Origin of the sequence: Marinobacter sp. F4206, from assembly GCF_019392195.1 — a bacterium.
Classification (GTDB): domain Bacteria; phylum Pseudomonadota; class Gammaproteobacteria; order Pseudomonadales; family Oleiphilaceae; genus Marinobacter.
The window spans coordinates 795,458-821,744 of the sequence record NZ_JAHXKI010000002.1; the positions used below are offsets into that span (position 1 = coordinate 795,458).

Genomic DNA, 26,287 nt, shown 5'->3' on the forward strand with positions numbered 1-26,287 from the left:
GAAGGATCAGGCAGGGGTCAGCCACGGGCTTCGGGACCACAGGGAATGTGGTCCTGGCCGTGCACTCGTTCCGGCTGTTTGCGTCCCGGCAAAACCACAAGACGACAACCAGTATCAGGAACCCACTTCCATGAAACGAACTTCCCTTTTCGCAACCCTCGTTCTGCTGTTCAGCCTTGTTACGGGCTTTGCCCACGCCGAGCCGGCCGCCATCAACATCAACACCGCCGACGTCGCCACCCTGGCTGAACTGACGGGTGTCGGGCAAAGCAAGGCCGAAGCCATTGTGGCCTATCGCGACGCGAACGGCCCGTTCACGGCACCGCAGGATCTGGCCAACGTGAAAGGCATTGGCGAGCGCACCATCGAGAAGAATGCCGAGCGCCTCGCCGTGAAGTAACTCCCTGTTCAGGCAGCGGCTGCCGTCGCTGCCTTTCACCTGATCCCCTACCCAAAAGTCGCCTGGCAACGCTCCGCACGTCACCCTATTATTGAGGGATAAAAACACCGACCGGTTCGAGCGCCTGCACTATGGTTGATCCCATCAAGGTTTACCCACCCAAACCTTCCAAAGTTTATTTTTTCGGCACCTGCCTGGTGGACATGTTCTACCCGGACGCGGGTATGGCCGGCATCCAGCTGCTGGAGCGGGAAGGCATTGAAGTGATCTTCCCCCAGGACCAGACCTGCTGCGGCCAGCCCGCGTTCACCTCCGGCTACCACGACGAGGCCCGGGCCGTGGCCCGCGCCCAACTGGAGCTGTTTCCGGAGGACTGGCCTATCGTGGTGCCATCCGGCTCCTGTGGCGGCATGATGCGCAAACATTACCCGGACCTGTTCAGAGACACCGGGCACGAGGTCAAGGCCGCGGAAGTCGCCGGGCGGGTCTGGGAACTGACGGATTTCCTGCTGCACGTCTGCCACATCAAGCTGGACGATCTGGGTGAGCCCACCACCGTTGCCATGCATACCTCCTGTTCAGCGCGCCGGGAAATGGGCGTGGCCGAGGTCGGCCCCAAGCTGCTGAGCCAGCTCGAGAACGTGAACCTGGTGGAGCAGGTCCGGGCCGAAGAATGCTGTGGCTTCGGCGGCACCTTCGCCATCCGCCATCCGGAAATCTCCGGTGCCATGGTCAGTGAAAAGGTGGATACGTTGGTTAATGCCGGCGCGAAGGAATTTGTGACCACCGATTGCGGTTGCCTGATGAACATTGACGGGTATGCCGAGAAGAATCGGAAGCCCCTGGCGGGCCAGCACATCCTGAGTTTTCTGTGGGAGCGCACCAACGGCAAGAAAGGGGACCCATCATGAGCGAGACAGCCGAGCATTCACCCCATCACATTGATGTAAAGGAATTCCATCCCCGCGCCCAGGCGGCGATTCACAACCCGAAAATCCGCCAGAACTTCCGCAAGGCGATGGACGGGCTGATGACCAAGCGCAAGAGTGCGTTCGAAGGCTGGGACCTGGAAACCCTCCGGGATCTGGGTGCCAACATCCGCCTTGGTGCACTTGCGAACCTGCCGGACCTGCTGGAGCAGCTGGAACAAAAGCTGACCGACAATGGCATCAAGGTGCACTGGGCCATTGATGGCGATGAGGCCTGCCGGATCGTGCGCGACATCTGTAAGGCCCGGGACGCCAAGACCGTCATCAAGGGCAAGTCCATGGTCTCGGAGGAAATGGAGCTGAACCATTACCTCGACGAGCAGGGCATCGAAGCTTTGGAATCGGACCTCGGGGAATACATCGTCCAGCTGGCCGGGGAAACGCCGTCGCACATCATCATGCCGGCGATTCACAAGAACACCGATGAAATCTCCCAGTTGCTGCACGAGAAAACCGGCACCGACCTGTCCCACGATGTCGAGTACCTGACCGCCAGTGCCCGCCTGCAGCTGCGTGAGAAATTCATGAACGCAGACGTGGGCGTCTCCGGCGTGAACTTCGCGGTGGCGGAAACCGGTACCCTCTGCCTGGTGGAAAACGAGGGCAACGGCCGGATGACTACCACCGTGCCGCCCTGCCACATTGCGGTTACCGGCATTGAAAAAGTGGTTCCGAACCTGGAAGACGTATCCGGCCTGCTCGCCCTGCTGACACGTTCGGCCACCGGCCAGCACATCACCACCTACTTCAACATGATCTCCGGCCCGCGCAAGCCCGGGGAACTCGACGGCCCGGAAGAGGTGCACGTGGTGCTGGTGGACAACGGCCGGTCGTCCATCTACCAGGACGATGAACTGCTGGACACCCTGCGCTGCATTCGCTGCGGCGCCTGCATGAACCACTGCCCCGTGTATACCCGTGTTGGCGGCCACACCTACGGCACCACCTACCCGGGCCCGATTGGCAGCATCCTGATGCCGCACCTGATCGGTCTGGACGAGGGCCAGCACCTTCCCACCGCTTCCAGCCTCTGTGGCGCCTGCGGTGAAGTCTGCCCGGTGAAAATCCCGATTCCGGACCTGCTGGTTCGCCTGCGCCAGGAATCCGTGGACGGCGACAAACTGCATCCGGCCAAGGTCCGTGGCCATGGCGCCAAGCGTGGTGCCATGGAAGCGATGATCTGGAAAGGCTGGAGCTGGATGCACGCGCGCCCCGGCGCCTACCGGTTCGGCACCAACATGGCGGCGCGTTTCCGCAAGCTCCAGCCGGGCCAGATAGGTGGCTGGACCCAGTACCGGACGGCGCCCAAACTCGCCCCGAAAACCCTCCACGAACGACTCAAGGAGCGCGGCCAGTGAGTTCCCGAGATACCATCCTTCAGCGCCTGCGAAACCGCTCAGGCGGCGAACTGACCGCTCCCGAGTGTGATTTTTCCGTGCTCAAGCGGCCGGACTGGCCGGTTTCCGAACGCATCGCGATGTTCGAGAAAACCATCGAGTCGGTTCACGGCGAAGTGCATCACTGCACCGAGGAAACCTGGGTGGACCGGCTGGCTGAGGTCCTCACCGCCCGAGGGGTGCGCAACCTGCTGGTTGCCAAAGAACATGAGATCGGCCTCAAGCTCCGGTCCGCAGTAGAGCGGGAAGACCTGCCCAACCTGGTGATTTACGACGAACCCATCGAAAGCTGGCAGGCAGCCCTGTTCCACGATGTGGACGCTGGCATTACCTCCACTCGCGGTGGCATTGCCGAAACCGGCTCCCTGATCCTTTGGCCCACCGCCGACGAGCCGCGGCTGATGAGTCTCGTGCCACCGGTGCATGTGGCGGTGCTGTACGCCAGTGAACTCTACACCACCTTCCATGAAGCGATGCAGGTTCAGGACTGGGGCGCTGGCATGCCCACCAATGCGCTGCTAGTCTCTGGACCTTCCAAGACGGCGGACATCGAGCAAACCCTGGCCTACGGTGTCCACGGCCCCAAAGAACTGATCGTGTTGATTATTGAATGATTCGAGGCGCTCTGCTGATCGCCCTGGCAGCCCTGCTCTGGGCGACCACGGGGATCGTCGCGAAATTTCTGTTCACCGGTACCGAGCTTGAAGCCATCACCCTTGGCTTCCTGCGCCTGGTGGTGGCCCTGCCATTTTTCTGGCTGCTGATGCGGCGCGAACAGCGCCGGCTCAAACGGTCCGGCCCGGACTCCCGAGTGCCCGGAACGTCGCTGCGACACCTCGGGCTGAAAGCCCTACTTCCGCTGGCCGCCCTCGGGCTGTTCCAGGCCTTCTACCAGGGCAGTTACCTGCTGGCCGTCGACCTGACTGGTGCCGGCATTGCCACCCTGATTGCCCTGTGCCTGCCGCCGGTTCTGGTGGCGATTCTGGCAGCTCCCCTGCTGGGCGAGAAACCCGGCTTGCTGACGGTGCTCTCACTCATCGCAGCCATCTTCGGCACCGCCATGCTGGTACTGAGTGACATGGACACCACCGGCACCCTGCGCCTGGCAGGCATCCTGATGGCCCTGCTGGCAGCCGTGGTCTATACCGGGTTTACCCTCACCAGCCGCTACAGCTCCGCGGGCACTCCCGTGTTCACCACCGCGTTCATCTGCTTCTTCACCGCCGCGCTGATCCTGTGGCCGGTGGTCTGGCTCACCGGCGGTTTTGAGGGGGTGGAAACACTGGGGATTCAACAGTGGCTGATGGTGGCCTACATCGGCGTGGTGCCCACCTGCATCGGCTACGTGAGTTTCTTTTCCGGCATGCGCACCACACCAGCCACCCTGTCCAGCATCATCGTGACGCTCGAACCGCTCTTTGTAGCCCTGCTGGCCTGGGTGTTCCTGGGAGAGATTCTGGGGCCTATCGGCATCGCCGGCGCCCTGATCCTGACGGCCGCCGTGATCGTGGCCTCACGCTATGGCGGGAAAGCCGGTACCGGCGCAGAGGCCGATACCAAAGGCTAGCGAGGATCAGCTAACCTTGCTTTGCTTCTGCATCATGTTCGGCTGCAGGATTTCGATCCAGTAGCCGTCCGGATCCTTGATAAACGCCAGACCTTTCATCTTGCCGTCGTCCGGCTTCTTGACGAACTCAACCTCAAGCTTCTCGAAACGCTCACACGCCGCGTAGACATCCGGCACCGCGATGCCGATATGGCCAAAGCCCTGGGGCTCGTCGTTGCCGTTGTGGTACGCGAAATCGTCGTCGTTCTCAGTGCCCCAATTGTGGGTCAGCTCGAGCATGGCTTCGCGGCCGAAGGTGTAGGTTGTGCGGTAGGCCTCGTCTGCTGGCACCTGTTGAGCCTGACGATCGTCCAGATAGCCCAGAAAGTAGAGGGTGAACTTCATCTCAGGGAAGTCCAGCTTGCGAACCAGGCGCATGCCCAAAACACGGGTGTAGAAATCCATGGATCGCTCGGGATCCTTGATGCGCATCATCGTCTGGTTGAAGACAAAGCCTTCGGTTTCGGGAACGGGTTCTTCGTAAAGGCCGGCAGCTTGTTCGAAATGCTTGGGCATGTTTTTCCCTTCTTTAGTTCGCAGAATTCAGAGGATATACCTGCGTGCGTTTCAAAGGGATTTCAAGGGTGTGAAAAAAGACCCCGCGGGCAGAGACGAACCGGCGGGGTCGGAGGGCCGCTTTGGGGCGGCGTTTCTTCAGAGACGCTCTGAAGTTTATTGCTCTGGGGTTTGGGGACTGGCCGAGGCGTGGGGGTGGTGATCGGGGGTGTTTTTCGGAAGAAAATCGCTGTCTGAGCGAAGCGAGTTTGCGATTCTTCTGGAGAAAAATTCCCCCGGTCGCCATCTCCCCCAAGACCATGGTAAGAAGGTATCGCCCAGATCAGGAGGCCAGCTGATGCTCCTCCCCCCGGTAATAAGCCTCCACCCGGGGATTCATGATCCGCTTCCACAGCGGCGGGATCATGGCGACAACGATCATGGCCGCATAGCCGGCCGGCAGTTGCGGGGCGATTTCGTGGTGCCTCAGTACCTGGTAGCGGCGCTTGGCGTAGGCGTGGTGATCGCTGTGGCGCTGGAGGTGGAACAGGAACACGTTGGTGAGGAAGTAGTTGCTGTTCCAGCTGTGCTCGGGCGTGGTGCGTTCGTAGCGGCCGTTATCCAGTTTGCGGCGGTGCAGGCCGTAGTGCTCGAGGTAGTTGACGATCTCCAGCAGGGTAAAGGCGACAAAGCTCTGCCCGAGGAAGAAGGCGGCACCCAGCCAACCAAAGGCTGCGGTGAACCCGATACACGCCAACGCACTGATGCTGTACCACCAGATCAACTCATTGCGCCAGCTCAGCGCTGTCAGGCCCTTGCGCTCCAGACGCTGAGCTTCCAGTCTCCAGGCGTTGAGAAAATTGCGCACATAGGCCTGGGGCAGGAACTCGTAAAGCGACTGATTGTAGCGGGACGAGGACGCGTCTTCCGGCGTGGAGACGTGCACATGGTGGCCGCGCAGATGTTCCACCTTGAAACCGCCGTAGCACACCAGTGAGAGCAGCAAACCACCGGCTCGGGTTTCCAGTTTTGCATCCTTGTGGATCAGCTCGTGGGCGACGTTGATCCCAAGGCCCCCGACGATGCCAATCGACAGGACCCAGCCAAGCCCACCGACCGCACTGAACGTGCCCGAGGCCAGCTCCAGCATGCTCCATACCAGCAGGATGGCAAAGCCGGCCACCCAGCCCAAGGTGATGAATCGGTAAAAGACTTCGCTGTTCAGCCGGGGCACATCCGCCTCTTCATCGGGGTTCAGGGCATCTTTTCCCAGCAGCATGTCCAGCACCGGAATGATGCCGAATACCACCACCGGCACACCCCATGAAAACAGGTTGACCAGGCCAGTGGCATGGCCCGCCGCCAGCAGCAGCGGCGGCAGAACCAGCGGAATCATGGCGATCAGGTAGCTGTATTTCTTCAGGGTCAGCAGGACTCTCCTGCGTGTGGCCTCACGGCTGACCGACATCTGACTGGTACTCATTGGACTCTCTCCTTCAGCATTCACTTGGGCGACCGATCGCTCGCCTGTTATTTTCTGCATTATTGTCCTACAATATGGCAGTCGTCAACATCTAATAAGAAATTTTCGACCACGCCCGGGAAGCCCCGCCGGATCAACGGGTTGTGGCTGTCCTTTTACACGGCTGTGATAGACTCATGCGCACAGATTCCAGCGCCGGGCTGATTCCGTCTGCGGCCAGCCGGCTTTTACGTCCTGTTCAGAGAGCCCTTATGGATTTTCAGGTGCCGAACACCCTGGCCGAAGAAATTGCCAACTACATGGCGGAGCGGATCATGACCGGGCAGATCCGGCCGGGCGAGCGCATCCAGGAGGCGACCCTGGCGTCAGAACTGAAGGTGAGCCGGGCCTCGGTGAAGGAAGCCCTGTACACGCTGGAACGCTGGCATTTGGTGGACATCACGCCGCGCAAGGGCGCATCGGCAACCCGGCTGGACGCCGAACACGCCTCCGAGCTTTATGACGTGTACATGCACCTGCTGATGATGCTCGCCGCCCGGCTGTGTGAGCGCTGGCAGGAAGCGGACCGGCAGCCCCTGCTGGATGCAGTGGCCCGAGTGGTTAAACAGATGAACCAACCGTCCGCCAACATCACGGCCATTGTCGAAGCCAGCTTCGGCGTCATGGAGGCCTGCTGCGATGTGGTGGGCAATCCCTACCTGACCGAGGCCCTGTCCAACTTCAAACCGGCTGTCAGCCGGGCCTACTATCTGAGCGCGGATCGTTACCGCAAGGGTCTGGACCAGACCAGCCAGTTCTTCACGCACCTGCCCCAGGCGGTTCTCGCCCGGGACGGCGACAAGGCCCAGACCCTGATTCGCGATTTTGCCGAACACCAGAAACTGCTGATCCAGCAGGCATTGACCTCATAGGACCAGGCCGCCGAGGTTGTGATTCAGCTCACAGACCTGTCGCGTTTTCCCACCTATCGTAACAACGTGTAACAAAATCGAGTTTCTGCTGCATTGGTTGTGCTGTCCTGCGGCCCGGAAGGCATTGATACGCTTTCCCTGTAAACAACAACAAACACCGAAAACGGATTTTGGGGCCACCATGACTCTGTCACACGCCTGTTCCAGCTGCGCACCGTCTGCCCACCAACGACTGTCCAGTCGCGTATCCGCACTGGTGTTGGCGCTTTCCCTGCCCTTGCCCGCGATGGCCGAATTCAGACCGCTGGACGACGGCGCCCTGGCCGGCGTGACCGGTCAGGCCGGTGTGACGATCGAAATGGAAACCAAAGTCTCGGTGGATCGGCTGAGCTGGATCGACGAAGGCTCGATCAATGTGAACGGCCTCAGGCTCTCCGGCCAGAACGACACGGTTCTGGACAACATGAAGGTGACCATCGATATCGCCGGCCAGGGTGAAGTACTGGAACACGGCTTTTCGGAGATTGCCCGCCGTGCCGATGCCGGGCTTTTGAGCACCGGCAACGCCGATGTTGCCGATGCTCTCGCGAAATACAGTCTTGCTGGCGAATTCGGCAAGCAGTTCAACAGTGGTGATCTGGTGATTCACCTGGGCGCAACCGACTACGGCGACCCCACGGTCCTGGACGATTACCTGAGAGCGGTGGACTTCGAACTGGCCGTCGACAGCCTGACGACCAGCGGCAGCGAAGGCACCACCAGTCTGTTTTCCAATGTCTTGCTGCAGGGCTACGTGGGCCCGACTGACCTGGTGATCCGTAACGGTGGTACCAATACCCGCACCCTGGCCAACGGCAACACGGTCTCCGGTTCGGAACTGCAGCTGGACACCCACTTTGAAATCACCAATGGCCACCTGAACTGGGACGCTGCCGATCTGCTCTTTGTATTCAACTTCGCCGCTGTCGGCATTGAGGGGCTCCAGATCCACAACCGGCGCGGTAACGACACCCTGGGCCATTTCGGCATGGCCAGCGCCACCGCCAAGCTGTCCCGGGGCACCAGCGCGGCCTCGGGCAAGGAAGGTCTGTCGGTGCACGATGTCGAGTTCCGGGCGGACATCGACATGCCCACATTCCGGATCGGCCCCAACAGCATTGGCAGCGTCCAGTTCACCGACTTCGCCATCACCGACACCACCATGATGGTGTATGGCCACTGACCCCCGACTGGACAACCCGCGCCTAACCTCCTGTAAACTGCCCGTCTTAACCTGACGGGCAGCCCATGACCGACTCCACCGAAAGCGATTACTCGAAACGGACTTCCTGGCGACGACTCACCGTCTTCAGCCTGATTTTTATCGCCATGACCGCCGCTGGTCTGTATGCGGTCTACGATCAGTTTGCCGGACGCAGCATTACCTTTGACCCCCGACTGATCGCGCCCTCCACCCTGCTGATGGCGGGGCTTCTGCTGCTGGTCTACTTCCTGTCCGATGGCCTGCGCTTGCACTTTACCCTGCGGGCCCTCGGGCACCGGTTGCCGTTCAAGGTGATGTTCCGCCTGGTGTTCATCAACCTGTTCTTTTCCAATGTCACGCCCATGGCAACCGGGGGTGGCTTCGCCCAGATCTGGTACCTGCACCGACACGGCGTGCCCATGGGGCGGGCCACCGCGGCCACAACGATTCGCACGGTGCTGGCCGTGCTGTTCATCTTCACGCTGACACCGGTGTTCCTGCTCACGCTAAGGGCGCTGAAGGACCACACCATCACCGGCAACATCGGCGTCGCCCTGGCGATTTTCATCTTTCTGTACCTGGGATTCTTTGCCATCCTGCTGTTCCGGACCCACTGGCTGATTGTGCCGCTGACCCGGCTGCTGGTGGCCCTTCGCCATCTTCACCTGATCAGCGAGGAACGCCACCGGCGCTGGCAGTTCAAAGCCCGGCGGGAGATGCTTCGGTTCTCGGACAGTTTCGGCGATTACATCAAGGGCGAGCCGCGGTACGTCATCCTGTCCATCCTGTTTACGGCCCTGTTCCTGCTCAGCCTGTTCAGCTTTCCGGCCCTGCTGATTCACAGCCTCGGCTATGACGTGGACTACCTGGTCACCCTGGGGTTGCTGGTCGTTACCACATTCATCATGTATTTCTCGCCCACGCCCGGCGCCTCGGGCATTTCCGAAGGTGTATTCGGAAGCTTCTTTCGCGATATTCTGTCGGGCAACCACCTGGTGCTGGTGACGGTAAGCTGGCGCCTGCTGACCATCTATCTGGGCATGATCATCGGGCTGATTGTGTTGCAGAGGGAACTGATCAAAGATCGCAGGAATCCGGAATGATTCTCCGAAACCCCTTGAAGCTGCTGTTCTACCTGTGCCTGGTGATTGTGATCCTGCTGGTGGGCTACAAGGCCTACCTCAATCTTTTCATGGAAGATTTCAAAGGCCTGCATACCGATCAGGTGGAGCGTATACAGAAGCGCACCAGCCCGGATGCGCCGATCAGCTTTGCCGTGGTTGGCAACATCAACAACTCCATCGGCATTTTCGAGGAACGCATCATTCCCGAGCTGAACAACTCCGGGATTGATTTCATGGTATCGGCGGGCAACGCCGTCAGCGGCGGGGGCGAGGACAAGTACCGGGCGCTCTATGGCAGCCTGGGACATCTCACCATTCCGTACCTGCTGACCTTTGGCGCCCACGAATACGAGGACTTCGGCAGTTTTCGCTTCTACGACCACTTCGGCCCGCATTTTTTCAGCATCAAGGCCGGCAGTAGCCGGCTGATCTTCCTGGACAGCACCGGCAAGACGCCCTGGCAGTGGCAGATTCGCTGGCTCAACGACCTGCTGGCCCAGGACGACTCCAGGGCCCGTATTCTATTTATCGGCCATCCGCCGCTGGAACCGGAGAAGAATGCGCCGTTCGATCAGCAGGATGATTACCTGCAGCCTCCGGAATTCCGGCAGGCACTCATGGCGGAAATCGAGCGACACGACATTGATCTGGCGTTCTCTGCCAACCTGTCGCTGTATTCAGAGGCCGAACAAGGCACTACCACGTTCATCACCACCGGTGGCGCCGGCGGCCTGGTGCTGAACAACGACACCAGCTTCTACCACTTCGTCAGGGTGAGCGTCGGCGCCGATGGCGAGATCAGCCATTCCCTGGAACGGCTTAAGGTTGGCCAGCATCCGGTTCTGAAACAGCTGGAGAGCCTCTGGTTCTTCATCTACTCCCTGATCTATTCCGGTTACCTGAACTTTATCCTGATCCTCGCGGTGTTCGTGGCCATTACCATCAAGCTCTACACCACGATTTTCGTCGGCAAGGACTACTACCCGGACTACGACCTGGACCCCTCCCCCTGGCTGGAAAAACCGCTCCGGGTGGCCATGTTCACCAACAACTATCTGCCATTTATCGGGGGCGTTCCCATCTCCATCGAGCGACTGCGACGCGGACTGGAAGAGCTGGGCGACAAGCTCCTGATCGTTGCCCCCCGCTACAAGGATCAGCCGGAGAACGAGGAACAGGTTCTGCGCGTGCCCTCTCTCCTGGCCATGGGCGAGAAGCGGGAGTTCCGTCTGGCGAATATATTCCTGGCCAGAATTCGCAAAGGGGTGAAAGCCTTCCGCCCGGACATCATTCACCTGCACCACCCCTTCTGGCTGGGCTCCCTCGGACTTTTCCTGGCCCGGACCCTCAAGGTGCCGGCCATCTACACCTACCACACCCGGCTGGAGCACTATGCCCACTTCGTGCCCCTGCCCGGCATGCTGTTTCGCAACCTGATCTCCCACGCCCTGATCAAGCGTTTCGCCAACAAGTGCGACGGTGTGATCGTGCCCACTTACTCCACCGAAGAGTACCTGCGCATGATTGGCGTAAAGACGCCCACGCACGTTCAGCCCACGGGCATCGAATACCAGCGCTTTCAGGAGGTCCGGGACGAGGATGTTCAGCGCTTACGAAACGAGCTGGCGCTGGATGACGAGAAAGTGTTTGTCAGCGTTTCCCGGCTCTCGAATGAGAAAAACATCGATTTCATGATCGAGGCGATCGATTCCCTGCGTCGGCAAACGCAGGTGCCTTTCCGGTTCCTGATGATCGGCGATGGGCACCAGCGCGACCGCCTGCAACAGAAAATCGACGATCTGGACCTGCAACGACATTTCACCCTGGTCGGCGCCGTGCCGCCTGAAGACATGGCCAACTGGTATCAGCTCGGGGATGCGTTCCTGTTTGCCTCCAAGTCGGAAACCCAGGGCATGGTCATCCTGGAAGCCATGGCAGCCGGCCTGCCGGTGGTTGCGGTACGCTCCAGCGGTATTGAGGACGTGGTCCGCCACGGCTTCAACGGGTTCAAGACCCCGGAAAATCAGGAGCTGTGGGTCCATGAAGTGAAACGACTGCTGGAAGACGATGAACTCCGCCGGGAACTGGCGGCCCAGGCCCTGGAATTCGCAGCGGACTACTCAGTGGAGCAGTTCGCCCGGGACGTTCGCAGTATCTACGCCAACACCCTGGCACTGGAGGCCAAGAAACGGAACCGGCACTGGCACCAGGAGCATTGATCGGGTTCACCTTGTGAGCCTGATCGGTTTAGACTGAATTCACGTATTACAAAAACCCTTTTATTGATCGGAGAGGTTACGTGAGCGAAATTCCCGTCGGTATCAGCACCTGCCTGCTTGGCAAGGAAGTCCGCCACGATGGCGGCCACAAGCACTCCCGATACTGTACTCAGGTCCTGTCCAGACACTTCCAGTTCCGCTCCATCTGCCCGGAACTGGAAGCAGGTCTGGGCGTACCTCGGCCCGCCATCCACTTGCGCGAATACACCGACGGTCTCCGGCTCATCGAAACCAAAGGCGAGAACGACCACACCGATGCCATGCAGGCCTTTATCGACGCGGTTATGCCATCTCTGGGCAATCTGCGCGGCTACATCCTGATGGCGAAATCGCCCAGCTGTGGCATGGAGCGCATCAAGGTCCATAACGAAGGTGGCAAAGTGACACGCCGCGACGGACGGGGCATGTTTGCCGAAGCTCTGATCCGCACCTACCCGCTGATGCCGGTGGAGGAAGAAGGCCGGCTGAACGATGACATGATCCGTGAAAACTTCATTGAACGCGTTTTCGCCTACGACGACTGGATGCAGAATGTGGCCGGAGACAATCTGACCGCGAAGACACTGATCGAATTCCACACCCGTCACAAGTTCCAGTTACTGGCGCACTCAGAGAAAATATACCGGCAGCTTGGCCCGATGCTGGGCGATCTGAAATCGGAGCCGCTCGAAACCATCGCCGACCGGTACATCCACCTGTTTATGGAGGCCATGAGCCAGAAGGTCAGCCGGGGGTCGCATATGAACGCCATGCAGCACCTGATGGGCTACCTCAGAGACTCCATGGGGGACGAGGACCGGAAGGTGCTGATGGAACAGATGGAAGCCTACCGACGCGGCGAGGTGCCGCTCGTTGTGCCCATGACCCTGCTGCGTATGGCCCAGCGCAGAGAACCGGTGGACTACCTCAGCGCGCAGCAGTACCTCACGCCCTATCCGGACGAGCTGGGGCTTCGCAACAACGTCTGATCAGAAGGTGTACAGTAGGGTCAGGGCGGTTTCGGTGTCCGTTCGCTCTTTTCCCTCAGGCGGGTCGGAGACGTGTTTGACCCGGAATGCGGTTTTCATGGACAGATTGCCAACCACCGTGGCCTGCAACGCCGTTTCCGATTCACTGATGGTGTTGTTTTCCTCCAGCCCCACCTCGGTGCTGAGCTTCTGACGAAACAGGGCTCGGTCAGAAATCGCGTAATCCAGCTGGGTGGCAAATCGGGCGATGGCAGAATCTTCCGCCTTGTTGCCGCTCTCATTGGGTTCATCCAGCCGGTTGTACCGGTAACCCAGACCGGTGGACACACTCCAGAACGAAAGGTCACCGGACTCCCACAGCCGGTTACCGTAGCCTGCGGTGACCGACGACTCGAAGTCATACCCGGAAAAGCGGTCGTCCTCCCAGCCACCCCGGAGAAACCAGTACTGGCGCTCGTCGAACTTGTAGTTGGTCTCGCCCTCCACCCGGTACTGCTCGGCGGTGGTTTCGTCATCAGCCTCGGTATGCCTGCCGCTGAATTCTGCGGTGTTGCGCCATCGAGGCAATTCATTACCAATGGCCAGCCGGCCATTGAGGTTGTTTTCCTCGGTATTGCCTGACGTCACCAGAACGCCCACTTCGAACTCAGCCTTGACGTCCCCACGATCCTGAGCCTGGGCTAGCGGCACGGCCCCAAGGAGGGCAACCGCAACGGCATTCCTGAGTTCCATGACGTTCTCCTGCTTCGTCGATTCAGGCTCCCGCTGATTTACGGGCCTTTTCACCTGCCACGCTCTTTTGCGCGTGGCGTTCACGCTCGGCCTTTTTACGGGCCTTGCGCTCGGCAATGATGCGGGCGGCTTCCCCCCCGACATGGGCCTCGCCGCGCTGCTCCGCCAGCCGCATCTGACGCTCACGCTCCGCAAACCGGGCTTTCTGCTCCTCGGTCAGCGAGTCGATGCACTGGTGGCAGCTCACACCCTGTTCGTATTCAGGACGCTGCTTGTCGTCCTCGGTAATCGGGCGCCGGCAGGCGTGGCACTGGTCATAGTCGCCGCGCTCAAGCTGGTGGTTCACCGTCACCCGGTCATCAAACACGAAGCACTCTCCGTGCCACAGGCTCTGCTCCTGGGGCACTTCCTCGAGGTATTTCAGAATGCCGCCCTTGAGATGGTAGACCTCCTCGAAGCCCTGCTCTTTCAGATAGGCCGTCGATTTCTCGCAGCGAATGCCGCCGGTGCAGAACATCGCGACTTTCTTGTGCCGGGACGGATCCAGGTTCTGCTTCACGTAGTCCGGGAACTCCCGGAAGGTATCGGTAGCCGGGTTCACGGCGTTCCGGAACGTGCCGATTTCCACTTCGTACTGGTTACGGGTATCGACCAGCACCACCTCCGGATCGGAGATCAGGTCATTCCAGTCCTGGGCCTCCACGTAGGTGCCAACGATGCGCTTCGGGTCGACCCCGTCCACGCCCATGGTGACGATCTCTTTCTTGAGTTTCACTTTGGTGCGTTTGAACGGCTGGATGTCCACAAACGATTCTTTGTAGTCGATTCCGTCGAAACGCCGGTCGCTGTCAATCCAGGCTTTGACCGCATCAATGCCTTCGCGGCTGCCGGCGATGGTGCCGTTGATCCCTTCACGGGCCAACAACAGTGTCCCGTGGACGTCGTTGGCCAGCATAATGTCCAGCAGCGGCTGGCGAAGGGACTGGTAATCATTCAGGACTGCGAACTTGTAGAGCGCGCAGACAACTACATCATTGCTCATCGATTTCTCCTGCGGGCCGGACCGTAAATCCGGAGCATGGGTTTGGTTTCATTCAAAGGCTCAGGCCAGAGAGGGCGCAATTTTTAACCAACTCTGGCCCGGGATCAAGTGCGGGCTGGCCGAAGCATGCCAGCCACCCGGTCAATCGGCCTTGCTGGCCAGCTCCCGTTCCACCACGGCGGACAACTGTCCCCAGCCGGGTCGGGGCAGGCGAATGTTATCCACAAGCACCGTCGGTGTGCTGGCAACCCGCAGTTGCATCGCCACACGGCGGCTCTGCTCCACGGCTTCCCGATGCAATTCCGTGGTCATGCACCGGCGAAAGCGCCGTTCCTCCAGCCCGAGATCTCCGGCGTAGCGGGTGAAGGTGGCAACCGGATCGCCGGAGCCACTCCATTCGGACTGGGCCGCGAAAAGCTGGTCATGCATTTCCCAATAGGCATCCTGGTCTCCGGCACAACGGGCAGCCAGTGCGGCGGGCATGGCATTCTGGTGCTGCTGCAACGGCAGGTCAAAATAGACAAACCGGACCTTGCCAGCCTCAACGTACTGTTCTTTCAGCTTCTGACTGGCATCGGAAAAGCGGCCACAGGCCGGGCACTGATAATCAGCGAACTCGCGCACCACAACGGGGGCATCAGCCGGACCCACCGACATACCGTACTGATCCAGCTCGGCCGGGAACGCATCGGCGTTGGGGGCGGCAACAGGCAGTTCATCCGAGGTAGGCTTCGGCTTGGCCGTCAGGAAGAACAGACCAATGGCAACCGCGGCCAATACCAGCACCGCCACCCCGATATAAAGGGGCTGATTTCCAGATTTCTTGGGCGCAGGGGCTCCGGTTTCCCTGCGACGTTTTGCTTCACCCATTACGGGCTCCTTCTTGTTGGTAGAGTTTTTTCCACGCATTCGACGGGCAACGACCATTTTCAGCGCCACCCCGGCAGGCTAAGATCCTTTATAACCTATATAAGTTCCAACAAAAATTAAGGAAAACTCATGGCCTTACCCGAATCCATCTCCAGCAACCTGACCCTGCCGCTCGTGGCGGCGCCGATGTTTCTGATCTCGGGCCCGGAGCTTGCGCTGGCCTGCTGCAAGGAAGGCGTGGTCGGCAGCTTTCCCGCCCTGAACCAGCGCACGAGCGAAGGCTTCGAGGCCTGGCTTGAACAGATGAACAGCGAACTCGACCGTTTCCGCCAGGAGAATCCTTCGGCCCCGCTGGCGCCTTACGCGGTCAATCTGATTGTCCATCGCACCAATCCGCGCTGGCAGGCGGACCTGGAATTGTGCGTCAAGCATCGGGTACCCATTGTCATTACCTCTCTGGGTGCCGCCAGCCAGGTTGTTGACGCGGTACACGGGTACGGCGGCCTGGTGTTTCACGATGTCACCAACCAGAAGCACGCGCGCAAAGCCGCCGAGGCGGGGGTAGACGGCGTCATCGCCGTGGCCGCAGGGGCCGGAGGCCATGCCGGCACCATCAACCCTGTTGTCCTGGTGCACGAAATTCGCGACGTCTTTGACGGCACCATTCTTCTGGCCGGCGGCCTGTCCCATGGGGAAGACCTGCTGGCAGCCCAGGCCATGGGCGCCGATCTGGGCTACCTGGGCACCCGCTTCATCAATACGGTTGAATCGCAGGCCGAGGAGGCCTACCGCAACATGATTATCGAGGCGGTGTCCGCTGACATCATCCACACACCGGCCGTTTCCGGCGTGCCCGCCAGCTTTATGCGCCAGAGTCTGGAAGCCGCGGGCTACCCGATGGACAAACTCAACCAGGCCGGCGACATTGATTATGGGGAAAAGCTGAAACCGGTGGACGACGAGGCGAAGGCCTGGAAAACCGTCTGGTCAGCGGGCCAGGGTGTCAGCCAGATTCACGACGTGCTCAGCGTCGAGGCCCTGGTCGGCCGCCTGAAAACGGAATACGACGCGGCCCGCACCCGACTCTGCGGTTGACGTGACGGGCAGCCTTCGCGCCGGCTGCCCGTTGATCCGGTTACACCCTGAACTGTGAGGCCTTGGCCTGAAGCGCCGACAACAGCTCGCCAATCTGGTGACTGGCCTTGTCCGAGCGGTGGATAGCCTCAACGGTGGTTTCCGAAGATCGGGCGATATCCTCGACGCTGACACTCACCTTGCCGGCATGCCGCCCTTCTTCCTCAGCCACCGAGGAGATGGTCAGTGCCCGCTCCTGCAGACTGCCCAGCAACTGATTGATCTGTTCAAAGTGCTCATCTGCCTTGCGGAATTCCGTCGAGGATTCGGCAACCTGCCCCGAGACCTGGTCTATCACCGATACCGCCTGGCGACTGCCCTGCTGCAGCCGCTCGATGATGGCCTGGATCTCGGTCGTGGATTCCTGGGTCCGGCTGGCCAGTGTGCGGACCTCGTCGGCAACAACCGCAAACCCCCGGCCGGACTCGCCCGCCCGTGCGGCCTCGATGGCCGCGTTCAGCGCCAGCAGGTTAGTCTGCTCCGCGATGGCACCGATCACCGACAGCACCGAGTTGATTTCCGTGCTCTGGTGGTTGAGTTCATTGACGGCGGCCACCGCCGACTCGACATTGCGCACCACGGCATCAAGCCGGTCCCGGACATCCCGTGAAATGCCCGCCGTCGCCTCGCTCTCGGCGCCAATGGTCTGCACCGAACCCGCCACTTCCTGAATGCTGGCGGCCACCTCGGCAATACTCCGGGACATGGCGGCCATCGTCTCGGAGACATCCGCCACTTCCCGCTGCTGGTGGTTTACCGCCGATACGGCGTCGCGGCTGATCTCCCCCTGCGCCCGGGCCTGCCCGGCCGCAGACTCCGCCGAGGCCTTCACATCCGACACCAGCTCCTGGATCCGCGCTATGAACTGATTCATACCCCGCGCCATTTCGGTCAGTTCGTCCCGGCCCTTCAGGGACACTCGTCGGGTCAGGTCGGCTTCGCCATCGGCGATGCTCCAGATTGCGGAACTCAGCCGGAGCACCCGCGGCAACAGGCCACCCCCGAGCACCGCCGCCACCAGGACAATCAGCACCAGCACCGAGCCGATGGCGAGAATCGAGAGATTCGCCGCCAGACTCGAGGCTTCGTTGTTCAGGGACTCCACCGTGTTGTGGATTCGCGCCTGGGTATCGGCTCCCATGCCGGCCAGTTGCTGCTGAAGCCGCTGGTTCACCTGCTCCGTCTCCGCTTCGAGAGTCTGGCGTGAGGCGTCAATGCTACCGGTGATGGTGGCGCTGAATTCCTGCTCCAGCTGAGCCAGATCCTGATTGATACCCTCCAGGGACAGACCCAGCTTGAGCTGGCCGATGGCGGAGCCCTGAGGCTTGATGTCGGCGGTAATAATCACCACATTGGGGTCACGGCTTGCCGCATCGAGGACCCGATTTGCCGCACCCCGGCCCTCACCCTGCTTCATAAGGGTGCGTACCCGGTCGTCGGTACGGTCCACGTAACGGGTCATGCGCTCGCCATACTGGTCGTAGTAAATGGCAAACAGGACCGACTCACGAGCATCCGCCAACTCAACCAGATCGGTCAGGCGGGGAATATCCCGGTCCCAAATCAGGGGCGCGGCAACCGCCGCCAGCACGTTGGCGAGACCCTGCGCCTCAGCCATAACCGCGTTTCGAACATTACTGGCCACACGCTCCTGCTGTTCGGTCTGCTGACGGGTCAGTTCGCTGGCCAGTTCGTCAATGGTCTTCTCTCGCATGGTCTGCAGACGACCACGCACATCTTCACGGGTTTCCCCAAACGACTCACTGACTTTCGTGCTGCTGGCTTCAAGGGCCGAGCCGGCAGTCTCCACCAGGCGCTCCACCTGGTTCGAAATCAACCACTGGCTGACCACAACCTGCGCCAGACCGGCGATAACCAGTATCAGGAAAACAGGCCTTAGCAGCCGACTTGTGATCAGCTGTTTCAAAAAACGAGGGGTCATAGGGACTCCGTCAACGTGTTTACTGCTGCATCCTTCGCGTTTATTTTCAGCGTCCCGTGCGATGGGTCTCGCATAGTTTTAGCAAAACCCGGACCATAGGGGAGCGTTTTTATGTAGGGATTTGTTGCAGGTATTTACACGTAGGGTTTTTCGGGGGGATTTATAACCAGGGGCTCCAGTGAACTTTTGCACAACTACCCCGTAACTCTTCAGGACATTCGACGGAAGGAGCACCACTATGCTCGGATTTTTGAAAGGCGATCCCAAGAAAAAGCTGCAAAAAGCCTATGAGGACAAACTCGAAAAGGCACTGCATGCCCAGCGCAACGGGGACCTTCGCACGCATGGCACACTGATGGAGGAGGCTGAAAAGATCTACGCGGAAATCCAGAAGCTCTCCGACGGAAAATAAACCGTCGGTTTACCGGTCAGTCACGATCCTGATTCTGCGAAAACTGGTCCAACTGCTGACGAAGCCGGCCGATTTCCCGGCGCATGGTATCCACTTCGTCGAGGAGTTCCAGTGACATGGCCAGCCCCGGCAGGTTCATTTTCAGATCCCGCTGCAGCCGCATGGCCTTCTGAAGACGCAGTAGTGCTGTCAGGTCGAATTCCCAATTCCGGACTTCCTCATGCTCAAGGGCTTCAACCGGCTCGATAATCCCGTAACTCACCATTTTCAGGACCAGTTCCGCATGGCAATCACCTCGCTCGCATATCTCGCGAAGCGTGAAGGTTGCCTGCTGCTCAACAATCTCGACCGTCAGCGTCTCGGTGTTTCTGCTCATGCCTTTACTCCATGATTACACGTGCAGCCTACTGCGTGGATTGAAGCTCTTTTCTGCCTCCGCCAGTTGCTTGTAGAGTTTTTCTGCCTCCGGTGCATGCTGCTCCGGCATCACAACCTGGAGAACGACAATCTGGTCGCCCGGGTGCTTGCCCGGGAATCCCTTACCCTTGAGCCGCAACTTCCGACCGCTGGACGATCCTTTGGGCACTTTCACGTTCACCCTCGAACCGACCGTCGGCACGGTGACAGTGGCGCCAAGCGCGGCTTCCCAAGGCGTAATCGGCATAGTGACCAGAATATCCCGCCCCTCGACGGCAAAGGTTGGGTGCGGCGCCAGCTCAATTTCCAGCAAGAGGTCACCCGCATCCCCGCCACCACTGCCCGGCGAGCCCTGCCCTTTCAGTCGCAGGTGCTGCCCCTCCCGCATCCCGGCCGGAATTTTGACCTTGAGGGTCTTCTGTCGAGGCATGATGTGGCCGTGTTCGTCCGGTTGGTGAACCGTGAAGGAGACCTGTTTTTCGCAGCCATGAAACACTTCCTCCAGAAACAGCGAAAGCCGGGCGTGAACGTCCTCACCCCGAACCCGCATGTTTTGACGGAAACCGCCGGCCCGACCGGTTGCGCCAAATCCGCCACGGGAGAAGCCACCGCCGGCCCGACCGCCACCACCAAAAATCTCCTCAAAGAAATCACTGAATTGAGCGGCATCGGCTTCAGTGTAGCCGCCACCGCCAAATCCGGACGCACTTTGCCAGCCCGGTGGCGGCTCAAACGAGCCATCCCCTCGGGCGCCGTACTTGCGCAACTGGTCGTATTCGGCCCGTTTCTCAGGATCCTTCAATACTTCGTAGGCCTCACCGACGTCTTTGAACTTTTCGTCGGCATCCGTTTCCTTACTGACGTCCGGGTGGTATTTCCGGGCCAGCTTGCGGTAAGCCCTCTTGATGTCCTCGGGAGAGGCAGACTCGCTCACACCGAGCGCGGCGTAATAGTCTTTGAAGTCCATTCTGGTCCTCACCACTGATTCCTGGTTCCGGACGAATTGTCCGGTTACTAAGAACAATATTTGATGAGGTGAGGGAAATTACAAGGCTGATGTTGTTTTCAGTTGAGACAGATCAGTTAGCGCGGGGATCAGGCTCAGAGAGCGCAGGGGGAGGAACCGTTCAGAAATGTGGAGCGCCAGGGATGGCGCGACCAAGCCCTACAGGGATGTATTCACGGGCGTTTTCTGAACGGTTGTTCGTCCTGGGCTCTGCCCCCGAGCTCTTAAAACCAGGGGGCAGTAGCACCGGAATTTACTTCACTTTCGGATCCAGCTCGCCGGAAGCATAACGCTCGAACATCTGCTCCAGGTTGATCGGCTTGATCTTGCTGGCGTTGCCGGCGGTACCGAAGGCCTCGTAACGGTCGATACAGACGTCCGTCATCGCCTTCATGGTCGCTTTCAGGAATTTGCGCGGATCGAACTCGGCCGGATTCTCGGCCAGGAAGCGACGTACGGCACCGGTACTGGCCAGGCGCAGATCGGTGTCGATGTTGACCTTCCGCACACCGTGCTTGATGCCTTCCACGATTTCCTCAACCGGAACACCGTAGGTTTCCGGAATCTCGCCACCGAACTCGTTGATGATCTTCAGCCACTCCTGGGGCACGGAGCTGGAACCATGCATAACCAGATGGGTGTCCGGAATCCGGGCGTGGATGGCCTTGATCTGGTCGATCGCCAGGATGTCGCCCGTCGGCGGACGGGTGAACTTGTAGGCGCCGTGGCTGGTACCGATGGCAATGGCGAGTGCATCGACATGGGTTTTCTGGACAAAATCGGCCGCCTCTTCCGGGTCGGTCAGCATCTGGCTGTGATCCAGGGTGCCTTCCGCGCCAATGCCGTCTTCTTCGCCGGCCTGACCGGTTTCCAGAGAGCCCAGGCATCCCAGCTCGCCTTCGACGGAAACGCCACAGGCGTGCGCCATTTCCACGGTGCGACGGGTCACGTCGACGTTGTAGTCGTACTCGGTCGGTGTCTTGCCGTCTTCACCGAGGGAGCCGTCCATCATCACGGAGCTGAAGCCCAGCTGAATGGAGCGCTGGCACACCGACGGGCTGGTACCGTGATCCTGGTGCATCACCACCGGGATATGCGGAAACTCCTCAACGGCCGCGAGAATCAGGTGGCGCAGGAACGGCGCACCGGCGTATTTGCGGGCACCGGCGGAGGCCTGCACGATCACCGGGGAGTCGGTCTTGTCGGCCGCTTCCATGATGGCCCGCATCTGCTCCAGGTTGTTTACGTTAAAGGCTGGCACACCGTAACCGTGCTCGGCGGCGTGATCCAGAAGTTGCCGCATCGAAATCAGGGCCATGGGTCGTCTCCTTCGTTTAGACGTTAATTAGTCGATTGAAACCTTTGCAGACTACGGAGCCTGCTGCGGCAGGCGGGACAAGCCATCCGGGACACGCTGTGAATACGTCCATGTACGCTTGAGCGCAGCTTCCCTGCTGCGCACAGTCCCGGATGGCTTGTCCCGCCTACCTTGCTTGTCTGTCTTCGGGCTGTTAAGCCCCCCGCTCTTCCAATACCGCTACTGCTGGCAGGGTCTTGCCCTCCACGAACTCCAGGAAGGCGCCACCGCCGGTGGAAATGTAGGAAATCTTGTCAGCTACGCCGTATTTGTCAACGGCGGCAACCGTGTCTCCGCCGCCGGCCAGGGAGAAAGCATCGCTTTCGGCAATGGCTTCGGCCAGCGCCTTGGTGCCGTTGCCAAACTGGTCAAACTCGAAAACCCCAACCGGACCGTTCCAGAGGATGGTCCTGGCGTTCTTGAGCAGGTCCGCGAACTTGCCGGCGGTTTCCGGGCCAACGTCCAGGATCATGTCGTCTTCGGACACATCCGAGATATTCTTGGTGGTGGCCGGGGCTGTCTCGGCAAATTCGCTGGCAACCACAACATCCACCGGCAGCGGAATTTCCACGCGGGCCGCGATGTCTTTCGCGGTGTCCACCAGGTCGTGCTCACACAGCGACTTGCCAACCGGATGACCGGCAGCGGCGAGGAAGGTGTTGGCGATACCACCACCGACGATGATCTGGTCGCAGACTTTTTCCAGGGCGTTCAGAACGTCCAGCTTGGTGGATACCTTGGAACCACCAACAATGGCAACCACCGGCTTGGCGGGGTTGTCGAGAGCCTTCCCGAGAGCTTCCAGCTCAGCAGCCAGCAGCGGGCCGGCACAAGCTTCCGGCGCGAAACGGGCAACGCCGTGGGTGGAGGCCTGGGCGCGGTGGGCGGTGCCGAAGGCGTCCATGACATAAACGTCACACAGGGCGGCGTACTTTCTGGACAATTCCTCATTGTCTTTCTTCTCGCCCTTGTTGAAGCGTACGTTCTCGAACAGCACGACTTCGCCGTCCGCAACGTCCACACCTTCAAGGTAGTCCTTGATGAGGCGAACGTCCTGGCCCAGTGCGGCGGACAGATGCTCGGCCACCGGCTTCATGGAGGAAGCCTCGTCGTAAACGCCCTCTTCCGGGCGGCCAAGGTGGGACATCAACATGACTTTGGCGCCGGCGTCTCTCGCCGCCTTGATGGTCGGCAGTGACGCACGGATTCTCGCATCACTGGTCACCTTGCCAGCCTTGACCGGCACGTTCAGATCTTCACGGATCAACACCCGCTTGCCGGCGAGGTTCAGGTCAGTCATCTTTTTGATGGCCATACTCTTGTTCCCTTGATTTGGTCTGTAATTCAGTTGTCAGTCTTACTCAGCCAACACCGGCTGACGTCGAGCATCCGGTTCGCAAAACCCCACTCATTGTCGAACCAGCACAATACTTTCACCAGATGCCCTCCGGTTACCCGGGTCTGGCCGCCGTCGACCACGCCGGAATGGGAGTCGTGGTTGAAATCGGAACTGGCGAGCAACTCATCGGTGTAACCAAGGATACCGCTTAAAGCACCGCTTGCGGCGCCCTCTAACAGTTTGTTAACCGCCGTCACCGACGTGGCGCTGCGCACATTAACCACCATATCGATGGCCGACACGTTCAGCGTTGGCACCCGCATGGCGACCGAACTGAAACGGCCGTCCATGTGGGGCAGCAGGCGTTCAATTCCGCGCGCCAGCCCGGTGTCCACCGGGACGATGTTATGGAGGGCACTTCGGGTGCGGCGCAGATCCTGATGGTGATAGGCATCGATCACCGGCTGGTCGTTCATCGCGGCGTGGATGGTGGTTGTGGTGCCCCACTCAACACCCAGGGCATCATCCAGCACCTTGATCACCGGGACCAGGCAGTTGGTGGTGCAGGAGCCGGCGGCAACAATCAGGTCATCGCCGGTCACTTCGCTGTCGTTGATACCGAACACCACGGTGCGATCCACATCGGATTCGGCGGGCTGCGAGAACAGCAGGTGCCCGGCCCCGGAATCAATGTGCTTCTGGGCGGTCGCCCGATCCGAGAACGCTCCCGAGCACTCAAGCACCAGATCCACGTCCAGCAGTCGCCACGGCAGGTCTGCGGGATCCGGGTGGTTCAGGATCCGGATCCGGTCGCCGTTTACGAGCAGGTCGTCGCCTTCCACGTCAATGGCACCCTGGAACCGGCCATGGGTGGAATCATAGCGTGTCAGGTGGGCAATGGTGTCGATATCCGACAGCTCATTGATCGCGACCACCTGAAGATGGTCGCGATAGCCGTTTTCATAAAGCGCCCGCAACACGCACTGACCGATTCGGCCGTACCCGTTGATGGCAATGCGAAACGGCGAGGTCTCTGTCATCACGCTTCCAGAAGTTCGGAGGCCACCTCGAGGACGTTATCGACGGTAAAGCCGAATTCCTTGAACAGCTCACCCGCCGGGGCAGACTCACCAAAGGTGGTCATGCCGATGATTCGACCATCCAGGCCAACGTACTTGTACCAGTAGTCGGCAATGCCGGCTTCGATGGCGACGCGATTGGTCACATCCAACGGCAGAACCTGCTGCTTGTACTCGGCGCTCTGGGCATCGAACACGTCGGTGGACGGCATGGAGACCACGCGTACTTTCCTGCCCTGCTCACGAAGCTTGGCAGCCGCGTCCTGCGCCAGGCCGACTTCGGAGCCGGTCGCAATCAGGATCAGGTCCGGTGTGCCTTCGCTGTCGGACAGGATGTAGCCACCCTTGGCGACATCGGCCAGTTGCTGGGCGTCCCGGGCCTGGGCCGGCAGTCCCTGGCGGGAAAATACCATGGCTGTCGGGCCGTCATTGCGCTCAAGAGCCGCTTTCCAGGCTACCGCAGACTCCACGGTATCCGCCGGGCGCCAGGTGCTCATGTTCGGCGTGGTGCGCAGGCTCGCCAACTGCTCGATCGGCTGGTGCGTCGGGCCATCTTCACCGAGGCCGATGGAATCGTGGGTAAAGACGAAGATGGAACGCTGCTTCATCAGCGCGGCCATCCGCACGGCGTTACGGCAGTACTCCATGAAGATCAGGAAGGTCGCACCGTAGGGTACGAAACCACCGTGCAGGGCAATGCCGTTCATGATGGCGGCCATGCCGAACTCGCGTACACCGTAATAAATGTAGTTGCCGCTGGCGTCTTCCTTGGTCAGGCCTTTGGTGCCGCCCCAGATGGTCAGGTTGGAACCGGCCAGGTCTGCGGAGCCGCCCATCAGTTCCGGCAGCAACGGGCCATAGGCGTTCAGGGTGTTCTGTGACGCCTTACGGCTGGCGATGGTTTCGCCCTTGTCCTGACACTCCTGGATGTAGGCCTGGGCCTTTTCCGAGAAATCGGCAGGCAGTTCACCGGCCATCCGGCGTTTGAACTCCGCCGCCAGCTCCGGCTCGGCTTTTTCATAGGCCGCGAAGGCCTGGTCCCACTCGCTCTGGGCCACTGCGCCTTTTTCCCGGGCATTCCAGGCCGCCGCAATCTCGGACGGGATCTCGAAGGCATCGTGGTTCCAGCCCAACTGCTCGCGGGTGAGGGCAATCTCGTCGTCGCCCAGAGGGGCGCCATGACAACTTTCCTTGCCCTGCTTGTTCGGGGAGCCGAAGCCGATCACGGTCTTGCAGCAAATCAGGGTCGGTTGCTCGGTGTTGGCACGGCCGGCCTCAATGGCGGCGCGGATCGCGTCCGCGTCGTGGCCGTCAACAGCCGGAATAACCTGCCAGCCATAGGACTCGAAACGCTGGGGGGTGTTGTCGGTGAACCAGCCATCGACCTCACCGTCGATGGAAATGCCGTTGTCATCGTAGAAGAAAATCAGCTTGCCGAGGCCCAGCGTACCCGCCAGTGAGGACACTTCGTGCGAGATACCTTCCATCAGGCAGCCGTCGCCGAGGAACGCATAGGTGTAGTGATCCACGATCTCGTGGCCGGGACGGTTGAACTGCGCGGCCATCGCCTTTTCGGCGATCGCAAAACCAACGGCATTGGCAATGCCCTGTCCCAATGGACCGGTGGTGGTTTCAACACCCGGGGTGTAACCGTACTCCGGGTGGCCCGGGGTCTTTGAATGCAGCTGACGGAAATTCTGCAGATCACTGATGGAAACGTCGTAACCGCTCAGGTGCAGCAGCGAGTACTGCAGCATGGAGCCGTGACCGTTGGACAGTACGAAGCGGTCACGGTTGGCCCACTGAGGGTTGGCCGGGTTGTGGCTCAGGTAGTCGTTCCACAGCACCTCGGCGATATCCGCCATACCCATGGGCGCACCCGGGTGGCCGGACTTGGCTTTCTGAACCGCATCCATGCTCAGCGCGCGAATGGCGTTGGCGAGATCTTTACGAGACGGCATTGACGTTTCTCCAGTATTTTTCGGGAAAGAATTCGGACTGTCTAAAAAAGAGGCGCGTATTTTCGCCGATTACTGTGTGCCGGGGCAAATCGGTATGTGGG

24 protein-coding genes are annotated in these 26,287 nt (G+C 60.2%); 12 read left to right on the plus strand and 12 right to left on the minus strand.

What is annotated here, in order from left to right:
- Positions 1-130 precede the first annotated feature (130 nt).
- The 5 genes from KZO34_RS06105 to KZO34_RS06125 all read left to right on the plus strand — a co-directional run bounded on the left by KZO34_RS06105 (position 131) and on the right by KZO34_RS06125 (position 4,353).
- The gene (locus KZO34_RS06105; protein ID WP_219474428.1) at positions 131-400 is read left to right on the plus strand and encodes a ComEA family DNA-binding protein; all 270 of its coding nucleotides are present in this window, start codon (positions 131-133) and stop codon (positions 398-400) included.
- 131 nt (positions 401-531) lie between these two features.
- Positions 532-1,311: a (Fe-S)-binding protein gene (locus KZO34_RS06110; protein WP_219474431.1), complete on the plus strand. Its 780-nt coding sequence runs from the start codon at positions 532-534 to the stop codon at positions 1,309-1,311.
- The gene (locus KZO34_RS06115; protein ID WP_219474433.1) at positions 1,308-2,747 is read left to right on the plus strand and encodes a LutB/LldF family L-lactate oxidation iron-sulfur protein; all 1,440 of its coding nucleotides are present in this window, start codon (positions 1,308-1,310) and stop codon (positions 2,745-2,747) included. Before KZO34_RS06110 ends, KZO34_RS06115 begins: the two co-directional genes overlap by 4 nt.
- A complete protein-coding gene (locus tag KZO34_RS06120; protein ID WP_219474435.1) occupies positions 2,744-3,400 on the plus strand; it encodes a LutC/YkgG family protein in 657 nt (218 codons plus the stop codon). Before KZO34_RS06115 ends, KZO34_RS06120 begins: the two co-directional genes overlap by 4 nt.
- The gene (locus KZO34_RS06125; protein ID WP_219474439.1) at positions 3,397-4,353 is read left to right on the plus strand and encodes a DMT family transporter; all 957 of its coding nucleotides are present in this window, start codon (positions 3,397-3,399) and stop codon (positions 4,351-4,353) included. Before KZO34_RS06120 ends, KZO34_RS06125 begins: the two co-directional genes overlap by 4 nt.
- A 6-nt stretch (positions 4,354-4,359) precedes the next feature.
- Here the strand turns inward: KZO34_RS06125 and gloA are convergent, their stop codons facing one another.
- A complete protein-coding gene (gloA, locus tag KZO34_RS06130; protein WP_219474442.1) occupies positions 4,360-4,908 on the minus strand; it encodes a lactoylglutathione lyase in 549 nt (182 codons plus the stop codon).
- A 322-nt stretch (positions 4,909-5,230) separates the two neighbouring features.
- On the minus strand, positions 5,231-6,370 hold the full coding sequence (locus KZO34_RS06135) for an alkane 1-monooxygenase (RefSeq protein ID WP_219474447.1): 1,140 nt from the start codon (positions 6,368-6,370) through the stop codon (positions 5,231-5,233).
- A gap of 251 nt (positions 6,371-6,621) precedes the next feature.
- Here KZO34_RS06135 and KZO34_RS06140 point away from each other — a divergent pair, with 251 nt between their 5' ends.
- From KZO34_RS06140 to KZO34_RS18780, 5 genes are all read left to right on the plus strand, one after another.
- Positions 6,622-7,281 (plus strand): GntR family transcriptional regulator, encoded by a 660-nt coding sequence (locus KZO34_RS06140; RefSeq protein ID WP_219474451.1) that lies wholly within the window; start codon positions 6,622-6,624, stop codon positions 7,279-7,281.
- Positions 7,282-7,537: 256 nt separating this feature from the next.
- Complete coding sequence (locus tag KZO34_RS06145; protein WP_374706528.1) at positions 7,538-8,503, plus strand: DUF6160 family protein; 966 nt, start codon at positions 7,538-7,540, stop codon at positions 8,501-8,503.
- Positions 8,504-8,568: 65 nt separating this feature from the next.
- Positions 8,569-9,627 (plus strand): lysylphosphatidylglycerol synthase transmembrane domain-containing protein, encoded by a 1,059-nt coding sequence (locus KZO34_RS06150; protein WP_219474457.1) that lies wholly within the window; start codon positions 8,569-8,571, stop codon positions 9,625-9,627.
- A complete protein-coding gene (locus KZO34_RS06155; protein ID WP_219474460.1) occupies positions 9,624-11,867 on the plus strand; it encodes a glycosyltransferase in 2,244 nt (747 codons plus the stop codon). Before KZO34_RS06150 ends, KZO34_RS06155 begins: the two co-directional genes overlap by 4 nt.
- A gap of 80 nt (positions 11,868-11,947) precedes the next feature.
- Positions 11,948-12,895 (plus strand): YbgA family protein, encoded by a 948-nt coding sequence (locus KZO34_RS18780; protein ID WP_219474464.1) that lies wholly within the window; start codon positions 11,948-11,950, stop codon positions 12,893-12,895.
- On the opposite strand, the gene KZO34_RS06165 is transcribed toward KZO34_RS18780, so the two are convergent.
- From KZO34_RS06165 to KZO34_RS06175, 3 genes are all read right to left on the minus strand, one after another.
- Entirely contained in the window at positions 12,896-13,627 is a 732-nt protein-coding gene (locus KZO34_RS06165; protein ID WP_219474467.1) for a DUF481 domain-containing protein, read from the minus strand.
- A 22-nt stretch (positions 13,628-13,649) separates the two neighbouring features.
- Complete coding sequence (gene trhO / locus KZO34_RS06170; protein WP_219474471.1) at positions 13,650-14,669, minus strand: oxygen-dependent tRNA uridine(34) hydroxylase TrhO; 1,020 nt, start codon at positions 14,667-14,669, stop codon at positions 13,650-13,652.
- A gap of 141 nt (positions 14,670-14,810) precedes the next feature.
- The gene (locus KZO34_RS06175; protein ID WP_219474474.1) at positions 14,811-15,539 is read right to left on the minus strand and encodes a DsbA family protein; all 729 of its coding nucleotides are present in this window, start codon (positions 15,537-15,539) and stop codon (positions 14,811-14,813) included.
- A gap of 129 nt (positions 15,540-15,668) precedes the next feature.
- Between KZO34_RS06175 and KZO34_RS06180 the strand changes: the two genes are divergently transcribed.
- Positions 15,669-16,634, plus strand: a complete 966-nt coding sequence (locus tag KZO34_RS06180; protein ID WP_219474477.1) for an NAD(P)H-dependent flavin oxidoreductase — start codon at positions 15,669-15,671, stop codon at positions 16,632-16,634.
- A 40-nt stretch (positions 16,635-16,674) separates the two neighbouring features.
- On the opposite strand, the gene KZO34_RS06185 is transcribed toward KZO34_RS06180, so the two are convergent.
- Positions 16,675-18,615 (minus strand): methyl-accepting chemotaxis protein, encoded by a 1,941-nt coding sequence (locus KZO34_RS06185; RefSeq protein WP_219474481.1) that lies wholly within the window; start codon positions 18,613-18,615, stop codon positions 16,675-16,677.
- Between the two features lie 238 nt (positions 18,616-18,853).
- Between KZO34_RS06185 and KZO34_RS06190 the strand changes: the two genes are divergently transcribed.
- Positions 18,854-19,027: a DUF6435 family protein gene (locus tag KZO34_RS06190; protein WP_219474484.1), complete on the plus strand. Its 174-nt coding sequence runs from the start codon at positions 18,854-18,856 to the stop codon at positions 19,025-19,027.
- 16 nt (positions 19,028-19,043) lie between these two features.
- Here KZO34_RS06190 and KZO34_RS06195 read toward each other — a convergent pair whose 3' ends face one another.
- From KZO34_RS06195 to tkt, 6 genes are all read right to left on the minus strand, one after another.
- Positions 19,044-19,403 carry a chaperone modulator CbpM gene (locus KZO34_RS06195; protein ID WP_219474487.1) on the minus strand — a complete coding sequence of 120 codons (360 nt, stop codon included), beginning with the start codon at positions 19,401-19,403 and terminating at the stop codon, positions 19,044-19,046.
- Positions 19,404-19,418: 15 nt separating this feature from the next.
- Complete coding sequence (locus tag KZO34_RS06200; RefSeq protein ID WP_219477203.1) at positions 19,419-20,411, minus strand: DnaJ C-terminal domain-containing protein; 993 nt, start codon at positions 20,409-20,411, stop codon at positions 19,419-19,421.
- A 292-nt stretch (positions 20,412-20,703) separates the two neighbouring features.
- Complete coding sequence (gene fba, locus KZO34_RS06205) at positions 20,704-21,768, minus strand: class II fructose-bisphosphate aldolase (RefSeq protein ID WP_219474491.1); 1,065 nt, start codon at positions 21,766-21,768, stop codon at positions 20,704-20,706.
- A 193-nt stretch (positions 21,769-21,961) separates the two neighbouring features.
- Positions 21,962-23,122 (minus strand): phosphoglycerate kinase, encoded by a 1,161-nt coding sequence (locus tag KZO34_RS06210; protein WP_219474494.1) that lies wholly within the window; start codon positions 23,120-23,122, stop codon positions 21,962-21,964.
- Positions 23,123-23,151: 29 nt separating this feature from the next.
- Entirely contained in the window at positions 23,152-24,186 is a 1,035-nt protein-coding gene (locus tag KZO34_RS06215; protein ID WP_219474496.1) for a type I glyceraldehyde-3-phosphate dehydrogenase, read from the minus strand.
- Positions 24,186-26,186 (minus strand): transketolase, encoded by a 2,001-nt coding sequence (tkt, locus tag KZO34_RS06220; protein ID WP_219474499.1) that lies wholly within the window; start codon positions 26,184-26,186, stop codon positions 24,186-24,188. Before tkt ends, KZO34_RS06215 begins: the two co-directional genes overlap by 1 nt.
- Positions 26,187-26,287: the final 101 nt, after the last annotated feature.

What these genes read in the sequence shown, in the direction of transcription:
- KZO34_RS06105 (WP_219474428.1), top strand. Translation starts at nt 131, where the DNA reads ATGAAACGAACTTCCCTTTTCGCAACCCTCGTTCTGCTGTTCAGCCTT.
- KZO34_RS06110 (WP_219474431.1), top strand. Translation starts at nt 532, where the DNA reads ATGGTTGATCCCATCAAGGTTTACCCACCCAAACCTTCCAAAGTTTAT.
- KZO34_RS06115 (WP_219474433.1), top strand. Translation starts at nt 1,308, where the DNA reads ATGAGCGAGACAGCCGAGCATTCACCCCATCACATTGATGTAAAGGAA.
- KZO34_RS06125 (WP_219474439.1), top strand. Translation starts at nt 3,397, where the DNA reads ATGATTCGAGGCGCTCTGCTGATCGCCCTGGCAGCCCTGCTCTGGGCG.
- gloA (WP_219474442.1), bottom strand. Translation starts at nt 4,908, where the DNA reads ATGCCCAAGCATTTCGAACAAGCTGCCGGCCTTTACGAAGAACCCGTT.
- KZO34_RS06135 (WP_219474447.1), bottom strand. Translation starts at nt 6,370, where the DNA reads ATGAGTACCAGTCAGATGTCGGTCAGCCGTGAGGCCACACGCAGGAGA.
- KZO34_RS06140 (WP_219474451.1), top strand. Translation starts at nt 6,622, where the DNA reads ATGGATTTTCAGGTGCCGAACACCCTGGCCGAAGAAATTGCCAACTAC.
- KZO34_RS06150 (WP_219474457.1), top strand. Translation starts at nt 8,569, where the DNA reads ATGACCGACTCCACCGAAAGCGATTACTCGAAACGGACTTCCTGGCGA.
- KZO34_RS06155 (WP_219474460.1), top strand. Translation starts at nt 9,624, where the DNA reads ATGATTCTCCGAAACCCCTTGAAGCTGCTGTTCTACCTGTGCCTGGTG.
- KZO34_RS06165 (WP_219474467.1), bottom strand. Translation starts at nt 13,627, where the DNA reads ATGGAACTCAGGAATGCCGTTGCGGTTGCCCTCCTTGGGGCCGTGCCG.
- trhO (WP_219474471.1), bottom strand. Translation starts at nt 14,669, where the DNA reads ATGAGCAATGATGTAGTTGTCTGCGCGCTCTACAAGTTCGCAGTCCTG.
- KZO34_RS06175 (WP_219474474.1), bottom strand. Translation starts at nt 15,539, where the DNA reads ATGGGTGAAGCAAAACGTCGCAGGGAAACCGGAGCCCCTGCGCCCAAG.
- KZO34_RS06180 (WP_219474477.1), top strand. Translation starts at nt 15,669, where the DNA reads ATGGCCTTACCCGAATCCATCTCCAGCAACCTGACCCTGCCGCTCGTG.
- KZO34_RS06185 (WP_219474481.1), bottom strand. Translation starts at nt 18,615, where the DNA reads ATGACCCCTCGTTTTTTGAAACAGCTGATCACAAGTCGGCTGCTAAGG.
- KZO34_RS06190 (WP_219474484.1), top strand. Translation starts at nt 18,854, where the DNA reads ATGCTCGGATTTTTGAAAGGCGATCCCAAGAAAAAGCTGCAAAAAGCC.
- KZO34_RS06195 (WP_219474487.1), bottom strand. Translation starts at nt 19,403, where the DNA reads ATGAGCAGAAACACCGAGACGCTGACGGTCGAGATTGTTGAGCAGCAG.
- KZO34_RS06200 (WP_219477203.1), bottom strand. Translation starts at nt 20,411, where the DNA reads ATGGACTTCAAAGACTATTACGCCGCGCTCGGTGTGAGCGAGTCTGCC.
- fba (WP_219474491.1), bottom strand. Translation starts at nt 21,768, where the DNA reads ATGGCCCTGATTTCGATGCGGCAACTTCTGGATCACGCCGCCGAGCAC.
- KZO34_RS06210 (WP_219474494.1), bottom strand. Translation starts at nt 23,122, where the DNA reads ATGGCCATCAAAAAGATGACTGACCTGAACCTCGCCGGCAAGCGGGTG.
- KZO34_RS06215 (WP_219474496.1), bottom strand. Translation starts at nt 24,186, where the DNA reads ATGACAGAGACCTCGCCGTTTCGCATTGCCATCAACGGGTACGGCCGA.
- tkt (WP_219474499.1), bottom strand. Translation starts at nt 26,186, where the DNA reads ATGCCGTCTCGTAAAGATCTCGCCAACGCCATTCGCGCGCTGAGCATG.